Consider the following 14,452-nt stretch of genomic DNA (forward strand, 5'->3'; position numbering starts at 1 on the left):
GATTCAATTTAGGTTGCAAAAATAGGAATATTTTTTTAAGCTGTCTGCGCGGTCACATTTTTATGACATAGCATTAGAAATAAGAATGTTTCGCTTACGAACTGACCCTACAAACCTATAATAGCAGCTTCAGCACAGCGTTCGCCATCCATTGCGGCTGATACGATGCCGCCTGCATAGCCCCCGCCTTCACCGCAAGGGAATAAGTTTGAAATTTGTGGATGTACTAGACGTTCATTTCTAGGAATATTCACTGGTGATGAGGTTCGTGATTCCACGCCTATGATATTGGCCTCTTCGGTATAAAACCCTTTCATTTTTTCGCCAAAGGCTTTAAATCCGGTGCGCAGGCGCCCGCCAATCAGTTTCGGAAGTAAGGAATGTAAAGGTGCCGATTTCAATCCGGGTTGATAGGAAGTCGGGTTGAGGTCTGCTGAAAGTTTGCCTTCAACAAAGTCCGTTAAACGTTGTGCTGGCGCTACTTGACTCCTACCGCCGGCGGTAAAGGCTAAACGTTCTAAATCTTCTTGATATTTTAGGGCTTTCAATACCCCAAAATGTTCGTATTTATATAAATCTTTGTCGGCATTAATTTCCACCACGATCCCTGAATTGGCAAATTGATTATTACGTTTGGAGGGTGACATACCGTTGACGACCACTTCTCCATTTGCCGTTGCTGCAGGCACTATAAAACCACCGGGACACATACAGAAAGAATACACACCGCGTTCATTTACTTGTTCCACTAAACTATAGGCGGCAGCGGGCAATAATGGGTCACGTTCAGTACTGCAACTGTATTGGATGGAATCTATAATATGCTGCGGATGTTCAACCCGCACGCCCATGGCAAAAGATTTGGCTTCAAGGGCAATCTTTTTATCGTGGAGTAAATAGTAAATATCACGTGCTGAATGCCCAGTGGCTAGAATAACCCGTTCCACATCTAGGGTTTGACCATTTTGAAGGGCTAGCATTTTGATTTCTTGATCTTTAATGATAAAGTCTGTAACTCGGGTGTCAAAATGTATTTCTCCGCCGTTATTTAGAATTGTTTCGCGTACATTTTGAACAACTTTTGGAAGTTTATTGGTCCCAATATGCGGATGGGCGTCTACTAAGATTTGATCTGTGGCACCGTGATATACGAGGTTTTCAAACACACGACGTACATCACCACGTTTTAAACTTCTGGTATATAATTTTCCATCACTGTAGGTCCCCGCACCACCTTCTCCAAAGCAATAATTGGAATCTTCATTCACAAAATGATCTTGATTAATGGCTTTCAAATCGCGGCGTCTATCCTGAACATTTTTTCCACGTTCCAAAACAATCGGTTTAAAACCCAATTCAATGCAGCGCAATGCGGCATACATTCCTGCAGGCCCAAAACCGATAATGTGAATAGGTTTGGCGTTTGAAACATCTTTGTAGTCAAAGTGATATGCAGAGGTTTCCGGCATCGGTTCATTGATATACACCGATACTTTATAATTGAAAACAATTAATTTTTTCCGTGCATCAATGGATTTCCGTAAGACCTTAATTCCGGAGATATTATCCGTTGGTATACCGAGAAAGTCCGCAGATTTACGGGTTAAAATATCAGTCTGCTTTTCCTCATGGAGTGTTACACGAAGCTGGATGTCTTTTATCATGATGCAAAATTACTTAAAATAGGATTAGGAAGATCTATTGCTAAATATTAAGTTCCGTAAATCTAGGCGCACAATCACTTGATATATTGACTTACTTTTATAAACTACTCCTATTAATAATTAGTTTTCGCTATGCTCCATTTGTGAAGCAATAAATGGAATTCTCGGTGCTAAAAAATAGCCTGTTAAACTGGCGAATAGGATAGGGATAAAATAGGTAAACCCGGTTAATGTAGCCAATAAAATGGTGGTGCTCATAGGTGTTCTTGTTACACAAGCATTTATAGCTGCCATACAACTGACAATTGTTAATGATAGACTGATGGAAGGTAGAAAGTGATGAAGGATTAGCCCTAAAGTAGCACCACAAAAAAATAATGGGATGATGAATCCACCACGCCATCCGGACGTTACGGTAATGGCGATGGCAATAATCTTAAAGACTAAAATGGCAACTAAAATCTGCAATGAAAAATCGCTTACTAGCAATTGACTGATTTCATGGTGTCCGAAATAGCGCGTAATGGGAAGATAGAATACGATAATCCCAAGTATAATTCCACCAAGGGTAGTTTTAATATAAATAGGGACTTGTAATTTTCCAAAAGCCGATTTAAAGAACTTGGTGCAAAAAATAAATAACCAGCCCACACCAGTTGCAGCAATGGCGAAGAACACCGCATAACCAAAGTCAAATTTGTCTTGCATTTCGTAGGAAGGTAGATCCCAAATAGGTCCAATGCCCAGATGTACAATGATCGCAAAGATGATATAACTAAACGAACTGGCTACAAAGGCAGGAATGATGGCTTTGTAATATTCTACAGCGTGTTTATGATGTAAAATTTCTAAGGAAAATAAACTTCCGCCCAGCGGCGCTCCAAAGAGTGCTGTAAATCCTGAGGCCATACCGGCTATACTCATAGACCGTAGTGCCTCGCCTTTAAGTCGGAACAGTTTGCCTAGCCATGTACCCGTAGATCCTGTGACTTGCACCAAAGGTGCTTCAGGACCAAGACTTCCTCCTGAAGCGATACATAATAGGGAGGACATCACCATGGATGGGTTGTTTTTAGGGTCGAGTTTGCCTTTATTAAACCGAATGTTATTGACAATCAGATGGATTTCACCAGGATCGCCAATAAAATGAATGATCAATCCGGCCAATAACCCACAGGTAGCCATGGTAGGGATGACGAGCCAACCTTCAAAAAACGCCAGTTGATGGGTTAAGAATTCTAGAACAATCCAATAGACACTAGCAATAATGCCACCAAATAATCCTAATACTGCCCAAAGAATAAATTTCCTGCTAAAAACAAAGGGATTGAAACGTATGGGTTGATCTAAGATGTTAAGGTAAGTGACTAACTTTCGTCTTCTCTTAAGCTTCACGTGCTAAGTTTTATCTTCTTTGATAGGTAATGAATGAAAAAGCATATGGATGGTGTACGTCCTTTTGATGCAGTTTATTTTGTGTCTCTACCCATTCCGAAGGATCGATTTTAGGAAAAAATGTATCCCCATCAAAAGTTTCATGAACCCTCGTCAATTCAATCTTATCAGCGTAAGGTAATGCTTGTCTGTAAATTTCACCTCCTCCAATTATAAAAGGTTGTGAATCATTTTTGGCCGCATCCAATGCATCTTCAATATTGTGCACTACAATGACTCCAGAAGGAACCGAATAATTATGTTGACGCGTAATGACAATATGTGTTCTGTTAGGTAACGGTTTGGAAAAACTTTCAAAGGTTTTTCTACCCATAATGATGCAATGGTCTGACGTGAGCGTTTTAAAACGCTTTAAATCATCACTCAAATGCCAAATTAATTCATTGTTCTTGCCAATTGAATCATTTTCTCCTGCAGCAGCAATAAGTGTTAAGTTGTTATGGATTTTCTTTTTTTTTTCAATGGTAAGCGGAGTGGCAACTGATTGCTTTTGGTCTAACTCAGTCTTTAAGGTCTCAATCCGTGCCTTTTGTTTGGCAACTAATTTACTGAGTTGAGCTTCTTCCCAGTCTTTACCCATAAATTTATGGGTTACAAATACATTAAATAAATGGAACACAAAAAGAAACAACCATGCTAAAATGGCGAAAACAAACCAATCGAGCCCGAAAATTTTAGTGAATTCCCCCACCCCTAAAACGGTGTTAAGAATAATTAAGAAAATGGCACCAATAAGAAAAACGACAAAGTGAAAATATAAACGCTTTTTTTGTTTTATTCGTCTTTGGGCATTTTCTATAAGTTGTAATTGCTCCTTATCTATGGGAGTGACGGGTTTCTTTTTTCCAAACATAGGGTTAAAAATTTATGTAAAGTTAGTTTTTTTTGATGACATCCTAATTGCGATCATTAGAACTTTAAAATATTGATGTTAGCTCGTTTTCACGATCTAAATCTATTAAAAATCAGTATAGAACAATTAACGCATTTGGTAAAAACGCAAAACAACCGATCTTTCAATCTCGAGTTAAAAAAAATACGATTGTATTTTTAACAATGTCATAATAAATTGATTTAATGGCTTTTAAATATAAGACGCTATGGATTTGTTTTATACATTTGTGGCAAAATTAATCAATTTCAATTATGGCAATTACAAAACAATATCTAAAAAGTAAACCTATTTGCAAAGTCACCTTTTCAGTGCCTGCTGATAATGCTTCTAAAGTGACGGTATTAGGGACTTTTAATGAGTGGAATGCAGAGCATGCGGTGCAACTTAAGAAGTTAAAGAATGGAACATTTAAAGGTACTGTCAATTTAGAAAAAGATAACAGTTATGAATTTAGATACTTGATAGATGACACGTTTATCAATGATGAGCACGCCGATGCTTATGTTACCAATGAATTTGGTGGCGAAAATGCAGTGTTGAACCTGTAATTATTCAAGTTAGGCTTTTCAAAATAAAAAACGTTCTCCAGTAGAGAACGTTTTTTTATGCAGTGACATATATGTTTAAACCGCTACGACACCTTTTATGTGAGGATGCGGATTGTAGTTTTCTAATGTAAAATCTTCAAATTTAAAATCAAAGATATCTGTGACTTCAGGATTTATTCTCATTGTTGGAAGTGGCCTCAATTCTCGTGATAATTGCAGGTTAAGTTGTTCCATATGATTGTTGTAAATATGTGCATCGCCAAAGGTGTGAATAAAATCTCCAGGTTGGTATCCACAAACTTGAGCCATCATCATAGTGAACAAAGCATAAGAGGCAATATTGAAAGGAACACCTAAGAAAATATCGGCGCTACGTTGGTATAGTTGACAAGATAATTTTCCTTCAGCCACATAAAATTGAAAAAAAGCATGACAGGGTGGAAGCGCTGCTTTGCCATTGGCTACATTATCTGAAAATGATTTGGACGTATCTGGTAAGACTGAAGGATTCCATGCTGATACCAACATGCGTCTGCTATTGGGGTTGGTTTTAAGTGTTTGGACAATATGTTTAATCTGGTCAATCTCATCATTGTTCCAGTTGCGCCATTGGTGGCCGTAAACCGGACCTAAATCGCCGTTCTCATCTGCCCATTCATTCCATATTCTCACGCCATTTTCGGTGAGGTAGTTAATGTTCGTATCACCCTTTAAAAACCAAAGCAATTCGTAAATTATGGATTTTAAATGGACTTTTTTGGTGGTTACCATAGGGAAACCTTCGCTTAGATCAAAGCGCATTTGGTATCCAAAAACACTTTTGGTTCCAGTTCCCGTACGGTCTCCTTTTTGGGTTCCGTGTTCTAAGACGTGTTGGACGAGGTCGTGATATTGTTTCATGGCAATTTCCCACGCATGTGGGAATCTCTTTAAATTAAACTTTCAATTTACTACGGAAGCAAAATTAAAGAAAGTTAAGAACTTCTCGAAGTTAAATTCTCTTTAAAGTCTAATGGGCAGAACTGAAATGTCTTGAATTAAAACATTTTAATTGTGAATGTCGATATAAGTGTCGTATTAGTCTGTGCAGAAATTCTTAGCCAATAATCATTCCAGCAATAGTGGCTGACAATAACGAAGCGATAGTACCTCCAATGAGCGCTTTTAAGCCAAATTCAGATAAGGTTTTGCGTTGGCCGGGCGCTAAAGAGCCTATACCTCCAATTTGAATGCCAATTGATGCAAAATTCGCAAACCCACATAACATATACGTGGCCATAATAATTGATTTCTCAAATTTTAGATGGGTAGCGCTGGCTACGTTTTTAAGTTCAGCCAATTGAATGTAACCTACAAATTCGCTTGCGGCCAACTTAATACCCAATAGCTGCCCCATAAGTGCCATGTCTTCTTTGGCAACACCAATAAGCCACATCAAAGGCGAAAATATATATCCCAAAATAAATTCCAAGGATAAAGATAAATATGGAGTGTTGCTGGCAATAATGGCATTCAACCCTGTAACACTCCCCAGCTTTCCAAATCCATAATTGATCATGGCAATAAATGCGATAAACACCAATAGCATGGCGCCCACATTGGCGGCAAGTTTTAAACCTTCAGTAGTCCCATTTGCGATAGCATCTAAAATATTAGAGCCTATATTTTCTTGTGTAACGTGAATTTCAGAATTGATCTCTTTTTGTTGTGGATACAACATCTTTGAGATTACAATAGCACCAGGAGCTGCCATGACAGATGCTGTTAAAAGGTGCTTCGCATAAAATAATTTTAAAGCTTCATCTTCGCCACCCAAGAACCCAATATACGCCGCCAACACACCGCCGGCAACGGTTGCCATGCCGCCAATCATTACCAGTAAAATTTCTGATTTGGTCATTTTTTCCAAATAAGCCTTAATCATTAAGGGCGCTTCAGTTTGACCTAAGAATATATTACCGGCAACACTTAAACTTTCGGCACCTGATATCTTTAAAAGTTTCGTTAATACCCAAGCCATTGCAGCTACTATTTTCTGAATGACACCCAAATAAAATAATAAAGAAGTTAAGGCCGAAAAGAATATGATGGTGGGAAGTACCTGAAAAAGAAATATAAATCCGAAACTGCTGATATCCATCATGCCTCCCAAAAGGAATTCACTACCAGCTTGTGTAAATTCTAAAACTTTTACAAACATTTTTCCGACAATCTCAAAAGCCTTTTGGATAAACGGAATTTTCAATACGCCAATTGCTAATAACAGTTGTGCTGCGAGTCCGAAGCCAATTGTTTTCCAGTTGATGGCTTTTCTATTTTGACTTAAAATATAGGAGAGTAATAATAAGACAAACATTCCGAGGGCACCGCGAAAGAGACTATTCATTGAAAAGCCTTGGCTTGGAATAATACCACTGATAGCTGCTTCAGTTACCGCTAAGATTTCCTTTTGCGTTGAGAATATATAATTGATGTCCTTAGTGTCTTGAAGCACCAATGTAGAATCAGTGAGGGTTTCAATGGTAAAATGTTTGATGACTTCAGAGGGTGTATCGTAATAGAGGACAAGCAACTTATTTTGTGTAATATAATTTCCTTCTATTTGAGTACTATCTTTATCGGCCAAGAAGAAGGTAAAATCACCCTCTTTTAGAGATAACCCATCAGTATCTTTATCAATATTATAAAGATGGATACCCTGATCATTTTGAACTGCTTCAAACTGCCATTTCTTTTCTATGCTTTGCCCTACTAGTGTTGTTATTCCAAAAAAAATAGCCGTAACAGCTAAAAAGAAATGTTTCATTTGAGTAATACGATTAGCGTTTTGAGATTTCATCCCTTATTTTAGCGGCCACTTCATAATCTTCGTTTAAGACGGCTTGCTCTAATAAGGTGTGAAGTTCGTCAAGTGTTTTGTTCTTGTAGCTGTCTTGGATAGTGGATTCTATTTCTTCTGCAACTAAATCGTCCAAAAGAATGCTATCCTGCTGTTCATCTTCTTTTTGTGGATTGACTTTGAGGTAGATTCCAGCCTTATCTAATATATTCTTATAAGTAAAAATGGGTGCCTGAAAACGAAGTGCCAAAGCAATGGCATCACTGGTTCTGGCGTCTATAATTTCTTCAATTTTATCGCGCTCGCAAATCAAACTGGAGTAAAACACGCCATCAACCAATTTATGAATAATGACTTGTTTGACAATTATGTCAAAGCGGTCAGCAAAGTTTTTAAAAAGATCATGGGTTAAAGGACGTGGGGGGCGGATTTCCTTTTCGAGTGCTATGGCAATAGATTGTGCCTCAAATGCACCAATAACAATAGGGAGTTTACGATCGCCATCTACCTCATTCAGAATCAAGGCATATGCGCCATTTTGGGTTTGGCTGTAAGAGATTCCCTTTATGTTTAATCGAACTAAACTCATATATTTTAAAAGGCAAATAACTGTTTAAATTGGGACTTTACCAACTGTGATCCAGATAATTTTTACGAAGGTCCGTTTAAAAAAAAAGATATTGAAAATTTTTGCCACAAATACATTAATCCTATTCAGGATTTTGGTCATGTATTTATGGCAACTATTTTTTGTACCAGTCGCATTGCTGCTACAAGTTAAGAAATTTATGCATTTTGAGCTTTAAATTCCTTCAATTTTTCTATGAGTTTAGGGACCACTTCAAAAGCATCACCAACTACACCGTAGTCTGCTGCTTTAAAAAATGGTGCTTCAGGATCGGAATTGATGACCACCTTTACTTTAGAAGCATTAATACCTGCTAAATGTTGTATGGCACCTGAAATTCCAATGGCAATGTATAAATTGGCGGCTACAGGCTTTCCAGTTTGGCCCACGTGCTCACTATGCGGCCTCCAGCCTAAATCAGATACCGGTTTAGAACATGCCGTTGCGGCACCTAAAACCTCTGCCAATTCTTCAATCATACCCCAATTTTCTGGTCCTTTTAGACCACGTCCACCAGAAACAACAATCTCAGCATCTGCAATAGTAACAGTATTGGTGGCTTTATCAACAGATTCTACGTGTACACCATTTTCCGGAATGGACGGAGAAAAATCTTCTACCGCTGCACTTGCTGAATTCTCCTTCAACCCAAATGCATTCTTAGAAACACCTACAATTTTCACATCGGTATCAATCGTTGAAAAATTGAATGCTTTATTGGTAAAAGCGGTGCGTTTTACGGTAAATGAAGAGGCACTAGTAGGTGCTTCTACCACGTTTGATGCATAACCTGCATCTAAGCCCACTGCCAATAACGGCGCTAAATATTTACTATCAGCACTAGAGCTGACTACAACCACCTTAGTGCCTTCTTTTTCAGCAGCCTGTTTTATAACGTTGGCATAGGTTTTGGCGTTAAACATATCCAATTTTGAATCGTTAACTTTTAATACTTTATCAACACCATAAGTTCCTAATTCTGAAACTTCATCGGCATTAATGGTAAGTGCGGTAACCGTCGTTCCCATTTGGTCAGCAACGGCTTTTGCGTAAGAGGCCACTTCAAAAGCGACTTTCTTGAATTTTCCTTCTTCGGATTCTGTATATACTAAAACTGACATAAAATTTTATTTTTAAATTTTTTCCTGAATTGGATCAGGACCTTATTGTTGATTTCTGAAAAACTTTAAAAGATCCCAAATTGGGTTTGGGAGGGTTTTGTCTCTAAATCACTTTTGCTTCATTGTGAAGTAAGTTGACCAACTCATCCAAATTATCAGGAGACACTAGTTTTACGGCACCTTTTGGTTCTGGTTTTTCAAATTTAACCGTTGACGTTTCTTTAGTAGCATCTACAGGTTCTACAACATTTAACGGTTTTTGGCGCGCTTGCATGATTCCTCTCATGTTAGGGATGCGCAAATCACTTTCTTCTACCAAACCTTTTTGTCCACCAATAACTAAAGGTAAAGTGGTAGAAACGGTTTCTTTTCCACCATCAATTTCTCTTACCGCTTTAGCATTTGTACCGTCTACTTCCAAGCTGATACAGTTGGTTACAAAATTAGCACCCAACAATTGGGCCAACATCCCAGGTACCATACCTCCATTGTAATCTATAGATTCTCGGCCGGCAATAATTAAGTCGTAACCACCGTCTTTAGCCACATTGGCCAATTGCTTTGCGACGGCAAAACCATCAGTAGCAGAGGTGTTTACACGGATAGCCGTGTCAGCGCCAATTGCTAACGCTTTACGTAAGGTAGGCTCTGTTTCAGGACCGCCAACGTTAATGACATCTACTGATGCACTTTGTTTTTCTTTAAACCACATAGCGCGGGTCAAACCAAACTCATCATTTGGGTTAATTACAAATTGAACACCATTAGTGTCAAACTTAGTGTCACCATCCGTGAAATTAATCTTTGAAGTCGTATCAGGTACGTGACTAATACATACAAGTATTTTCATGTTTTATAATTTATTATATTATTAGTTTTTCGATCGAATTCAGCTTATTATTTAAAATTTACTGCAAACTACCGCTGAAAACTGTCTTCTTTTGAACAGGATACGAAGTTAATTATTTTAGATGACTTTTTTACTATGCATGCATAATAAATTTTAAATAATTCTTTTGGTTTTAGTTTTTGATTTATTCTTACTTTTGCTAATTGATTTAAATGAGACAAATGAAGACAATTCAATTTAGAGAAGCAATCTGCGAAGCCATGAGCGAAGAAATGCGCCGTGATGAAACCGTCTATTTGATGGGTGAGGAAGTTGCAGAATATAATGGTGCCTACAAAGCATCTAAAGGAATGTTGGACGAGTTTGGTGCCAAGCGTGTTATCGATACCCCAATTGCAGAGCTAGGATTTGCTGGTGTAGCAATAGGGTCTACCATGACCGGATGTCGCCCAATTGTGGAGTATATGACGTTTAACTTCTCATTAGTTGGAATTGATCAAATTATAAATAACGCTGCAAAAATCAGGCAAATGTCTGGAGGCCAGTTTAGTTGCCCTATTGTGTTCAGAGGCCCAACAGCATCTGCAGGTCAGTTGGGTGCAACGCATTCTCAAGCTTTTGAGAATTGGTTTGCTAACACCCCAGGACTCAAAGTTGTAGTGCCATCTAATCCTTATGACGCCAAAGGACTTTTAAAATCGGCTATTCGAGATAACGATCCGGTTATTTTTATGGAGAGTGAACAAATGTATGGTGATAAAGGTGAGGTGCCAGAAGGCGAGTACACTATTCCGTTAGGTGTTGCTGAAGTGAAGCGTGAAGGCACTGACGTGACTATAGTTTCATTTGGTAAGATTATAAAAGAAGCATATAAAGCGGCTGATGAATTGGAGAAGGAAGGCATTTCTTGCGAAATTATTGATTTGAGAACGGTCCGTCCTTTAGATAAGGAGGCCATCTTAAAATCGGTTAAAAAAACCAACAGGCTTGTTGTTTTGGAAGAAGCTTGGCCATTTGGAAATGTGGCAACTGAAATAACCTATATTGTACAAGCTGAAGCATTTGATTATCTGGATGCGCCGATTGTTAAAATAAATACGGCAGATACACCTGCACCATATTCTCCTGTCCTATTGGAAGAATGGTTACCAAACAGTGATGAGGTGGTAAAAGCTGTCAAAAAAGTAATGTATAAATAAATTGCTCCCGATAACTATCGGGATTGCATTATCTAAACTTCATTGGCAATTGTGTTGATGAAGTTTTTTTTGTCTTATGAAACAATCGTTACATCTCCTGTTTTTTTTCTTCGGAATGTGTTCCGTCTTTGCACAAACTAAAGTTAGTGGTATTGTGCTTGATGAGAGCAATGTTTCAGTGGCTTATGCTAATGTGCTTTTTAAGGGTTCTACAGAAGGTACTATTACGAATGAAGAAGGCCGATTTTATCTCGAATCTGACATTACCTATGACACTCTTGTGGTTTCTTTTTTAGGTTATGAAAGCTTGGAAATTCCGCTGACCAAAAGAGTGAATTACGATCTCAAATTTACCTTAAAGGAGGCTGCGGGGCAATTGGATGAGGTGTTTATTATAACAGGAAAACAATCTAAAAAAGAGAGTGAAAATCCTGCCATTGCCATTTTAAAGAAAATATGGGAACGTAAACGGCAAAACGGATTGCGCCAATTTAAGCAATACGAGTATGATAAATATGAGAAGGTGGAGTTTGATATCAATACCATTGACAGCGCTTTAATTAAAAGCAAACTGTTTAGAGGAATGGAGTTTGTGTTTGATCAAGTGGATACTAGCAAAGTTACAGGAAAAACTTACCTGCCCATTTTTATTAACGAGGCACGCAGTAAGGTTTTTGGTGACAATCTTAAATCTAAAGAAAAAGAAGAGCTAAAGGGAAATAAGAACTCCGGATTTAGCAATAACCAGATGATTATTGACTTTGTGGATGATCTTTATTCTGATTTTGATATTTACGATAATTACCTCAAGTTTTTCGATAAAAGTTTTGTGAGTCCGCTTTCTAAGACTGGCGTTAACACCTATAATTATGTGCTTTCTGATAGTACTTTTATAGATAATAAGTGGTGTTACAATATTATATACTATCCACGACGGAAAAATGAATTGACCTTTAAAGGCGATTTTTGGGTGAATGATTCTACATTCGCCATTAAGGAAATTAATTTACAAGCTAGCAAAAGCGCCAATATTAATTGGGTTAAGGAAATATACATTGAACAGGAGTTTGAGGTGCTAAACGACTCCATCTTCTTAATTAAGCGTGATTATTTTATGTCTGACTTCGCTTTCAATAAAAAAGAGAAATCGCGAGGTATCTATGGAAAGCGGACCACGCTTTATGATAATTATGCGTTTGACATTCCTAAGGCGGACAAATTCTATAGCGAAGAAGTCTACAGCTATAATGAAGATATTTACAATAGGGATGATGAGTTTTGGGATCAAAACCGTATGGAATCCTTAAGTCAGGATGAAAGAGGCGTCTATAAAATGCTGGACACCCTTAAAACGGTTAAAAAGTTTAAACGTCTTTATAATCTAGGAAGTATCTTAGCTTCGGGCTATGTTGAATTTACCGAGATCAATTTTGATTATGGTCCTATCTTTTCCACATTTGGTTTTAATGAAGTGGAAGGCGTCCGAATTAGAACTGGTGGTAGAACTTACTTTGGACCAAACGATCTATGGCGTGTAGAAGGCTTTTTGGCTTATGGATTTAGAGATGATAAATTCAAATATGGCATTTCTGGTAAATGGTTACTTGATAAAAAGAACCGTTTTATTATCTCTGCAGGAAATAGGCGTGACGTTGAGCAAATTGGGGCCAATTTAACCTCCTCAACGGATATTTTAGGCCGTAGTTTGGCCTCCTCGTCACTTATTGGCACAAGTACAAATGACAAGTTGACCAATGTCAACCTGACAACGGTAGCTATGGATTTGGAGCCAGTAAGAAATCTTGTGTTTCGATTGAGCGGCACCTATAGAACCTTGAGTTCGGCTTCAGAAACTTTTAGTTTAGATTATTATACGGATGCCACCCAAACCACTACGGAGTCAGAAATTGAACAGTACGAAAGCGCCTTTTCGGTGTCTTACTTTCCGGGACGAAAGATGACAGGTTTTGGCGTAGAACGACGACTAGCCAATGATGGTTTCCCGAGCCTATTTGCCCAAGTAACTCGTGGTGATAAATCAATTTTAAATAGCGATTTTGATTATACCAAAGTTCAATTTTCTTATATACAACCTTGGCAAGTTGGAGGTTATGGCAGATTGACCACGACACTTGAAGCCGGAAAAACCTTTGGAGAAATCCCTTTGGGATTATTAAATGTGGTGCCAGGGAATCAATCTTATTTTTCAATTTACAACACGTTTTCGCAATTGGATTATTATGAATTCGTGACAGATACCTACGCTTCATTACATTTAGAACATAATTTTAATGGACGTTTCTTTTCCAGAATTCCATTTTTGAGAAAATTAAATCTTCGAGAAATAGTAGGGGTTAGAGGTGTATGGGGAGCCGTGTCACAAGACAACCGCGATTTAAATGCTTCTGGACTGGTATACTTGGCCCCAACCGATAAAATGTACTATGAATACAGTGTTGGCGTGGGGAATATCTTTAAAGTGTTCCGCATTGACTTTAATTTTAGAGGAAATTATTTAGATAATCCTGAGGCACGTACTTTTGGTGTCACCGGTAGTTTTGGGTTTAATTTTTAACTTTCACAGACGTTATTCTTAAGGGTTGAGACGTTTTGCCTTTACGTTTTTCAACAACCCTTTGCCAAATTCCTTTAAATTACCAGCCAATCTTAGATGTGGACTAGGAATTTTATCGAGAATCATTTCTAACTTTCCAATGGCAGAGTCTACATTTTTCTCATTCAGCTCACTCATTTTTATGCGCTCTACAATTTGAACGTGAGGATCTAAACTCGGGACTCCCTTTACGAACAATCGGTATATGTATCCAATTTCTACGACTTGACTATTTTGGAAATAGCTCCTTTTACCATCAATGTTTTTATAAGGTTCCACATGAATGATAAAATCAGATTTTTCAGCGCCAGACACATAGCCCTTTTCAAATTCTGATTGTTTTTCCTTACGCATTTGATCAAGAATCTGGTTTTTGTGCCTTTCAAAATCTATCTCTTTAGACCTTAATGCGGTCATGCTTTTCTGTTTCAGATGATTGATGAACATTAAAAGGATAATAATCCATATCAGTGATGTAGCGATAATAACAATTACAAGGTCTTGTGTCATAAGTTTTATTACTAAGGCTTTAATATTACCAAATAAGGCTGTTTAAGCTCAGAGTTAAGGCGGTAATAATAATGGTAAATTATCCATGACTAAAATACAATGTTTTAACAAAAGAGGCAATGAATAGCT

12 protein-coding genes are annotated in these 14,452 nt (G+C 37.9%); 3 read left to right on the plus strand and 9 right to left on the minus strand.

Annotated features, from left to right (window positions below; all coding sequences use genetic code 11):
- Nucleotides 1–107: 107 nt before the first annotated feature.
- The 3 genes from BXY82_RS06145 to BXY82_RS06155 form a co-directional block, all read right to left on the minus strand.
- Nucleotides 108–1,664: an NAD(P)/FAD-dependent oxidoreductase gene (locus BXY82_RS06145; protein ID WP_133757274.1), complete on the minus strand. Its 1,557-nt coding sequence runs from the start codon at nucleotides 1,662–1,664 to the stop codon at nucleotides 108–110.
- A gap of 120 nt (nucleotides 1,665–1,784) precedes the next feature.
- Nucleotides 1,785–3,059: a chloride channel protein gene (locus tag BXY82_RS06150; protein ID WP_133757275.1), complete on the minus strand. Its 1,275-nt coding sequence runs from the start codon at nucleotides 3,057–3,059 to the stop codon at nucleotides 1,785–1,787.
- Between the two features lie 10 nt (nucleotides 3,060–3,069).
- Entirely contained in the window at nucleotides 3,070–3,972 is a 903-nt protein-coding gene (locus BXY82_RS06155) for a dihydrofolate reductase (protein WP_133757276.1), read from the minus strand.
- A gap of 293 nt (nucleotides 3,973–4,265) precedes the next feature.
- Between BXY82_RS06155 and BXY82_RS06160 the strand changes: the two genes are divergently transcribed.
- The gene (locus tag BXY82_RS06160; protein ID WP_133757277.1) at nucleotides 4,266–4,562 is read left to right on the plus strand and encodes an isoamylase early set domain-containing protein; all 297 of its coding nucleotides are present in this window, start codon (nucleotides 4,266–4,268) and stop codon (nucleotides 4,560–4,562) included.
- A 75-nt stretch (nucleotides 4,563–4,637) separates the two neighbouring features.
- Here BXY82_RS06160 and BXY82_RS06165 read toward each other — a convergent pair whose 3' ends face one another.
- The 5 genes from BXY82_RS06165 to BXY82_RS06185 form a co-directional block, all read right to left on the minus strand.
- Nucleotides 4,638–5,462 carry a thymidylate synthase gene (locus BXY82_RS06165; protein ID WP_133757278.1) on the minus strand — a complete coding sequence of 275 codons (825 nt, stop codon included), beginning with the start codon at nucleotides 5,460–5,462 and terminating at the stop codon, nucleotides 4,638–4,640.
- Between the two features lie 196 nt (nucleotides 5,463–5,658).
- Nucleotides 5,659–7,368: a nucleoside transporter C-terminal domain-containing protein gene (locus BXY82_RS06170; protein ID WP_133757279.1), complete on the minus strand. Its 1,710-nt coding sequence runs from the start codon at nucleotides 7,366–7,368 to the stop codon at nucleotides 5,659–5,661.
- A 13-nt stretch (nucleotides 7,369–7,381) separates the two neighbouring features.
- The gene (locus BXY82_RS06175; RefSeq protein WP_133757280.1) at nucleotides 7,382–7,990 is read right to left on the minus strand and encodes a bifunctional nuclease family protein; all 609 of its coding nucleotides are present in this window, start codon (nucleotides 7,988–7,990) and stop codon (nucleotides 7,382–7,384) included.
- 197 nt (nucleotides 7,991–8,187) lie between these two features.
- Entirely contained in the window at nucleotides 8,188–9,150 is a 963-nt protein-coding gene (locus BXY82_RS06180) for an electron transfer flavoprotein subunit alpha/FixB family protein (protein ID WP_133757281.1), read from the minus strand.
- A gap of 103 nt (nucleotides 9,151–9,253) precedes the next feature.
- Entirely contained in the window at nucleotides 9,254–10,000 is a 747-nt protein-coding gene (locus tag BXY82_RS06185) for an electron transfer flavoprotein subunit beta/FixA family protein (protein ID WP_133757282.1), read from the minus strand.
- A gap of 221 nt (nucleotides 10,001–10,221) precedes the next feature.
- Between BXY82_RS06185 and BXY82_RS06190 the strand changes: the two genes are divergently transcribed.
- Nucleotides 10,222–11,199: a pyruvate dehydrogenase complex E1 component subunit beta gene (locus tag BXY82_RS06190; RefSeq protein WP_133757283.1), complete on the plus strand. Its 978-nt coding sequence runs from the start codon at nucleotides 10,222–10,224 to the stop codon at nucleotides 11,197–11,199.
- A 76-nt stretch (nucleotides 11,200–11,275) separates the two neighbouring features.
- A complete protein-coding gene (locus tag BXY82_RS06195) occupies nucleotides 11,276–13,774 on the plus strand; it encodes a DUF5686 and carboxypeptidase-like regulatory domain-containing protein (protein ID WP_133757284.1) in 2,499 nt (832 codons plus the stop codon).
- 18 nt (nucleotides 13,775–13,792) lie between these two features.
- On the opposite strand, the gene BXY82_RS06200 is transcribed toward BXY82_RS06195, so the two are convergent.
- Nucleotides 13,793–14,323 (minus strand): hypothetical protein, encoded by a 531-nt coding sequence (locus tag BXY82_RS06200; RefSeq protein ID WP_133757285.1) that lies wholly within the window; start codon nucleotides 14,321–14,323, stop codon nucleotides 13,793–13,795.
- Nucleotides 14,324–14,452: the final 129 nt, after the last annotated feature.

It is taken from the genome of Gelidibacter sediminis (assembly GCF_004364975.1).
Classification (GTDB): Bacteria; Bacteroidota; Bacteroidia; order Flavobacteriales; family Flavobacteriaceae; genus Gelidibacter; species Gelidibacter sediminis.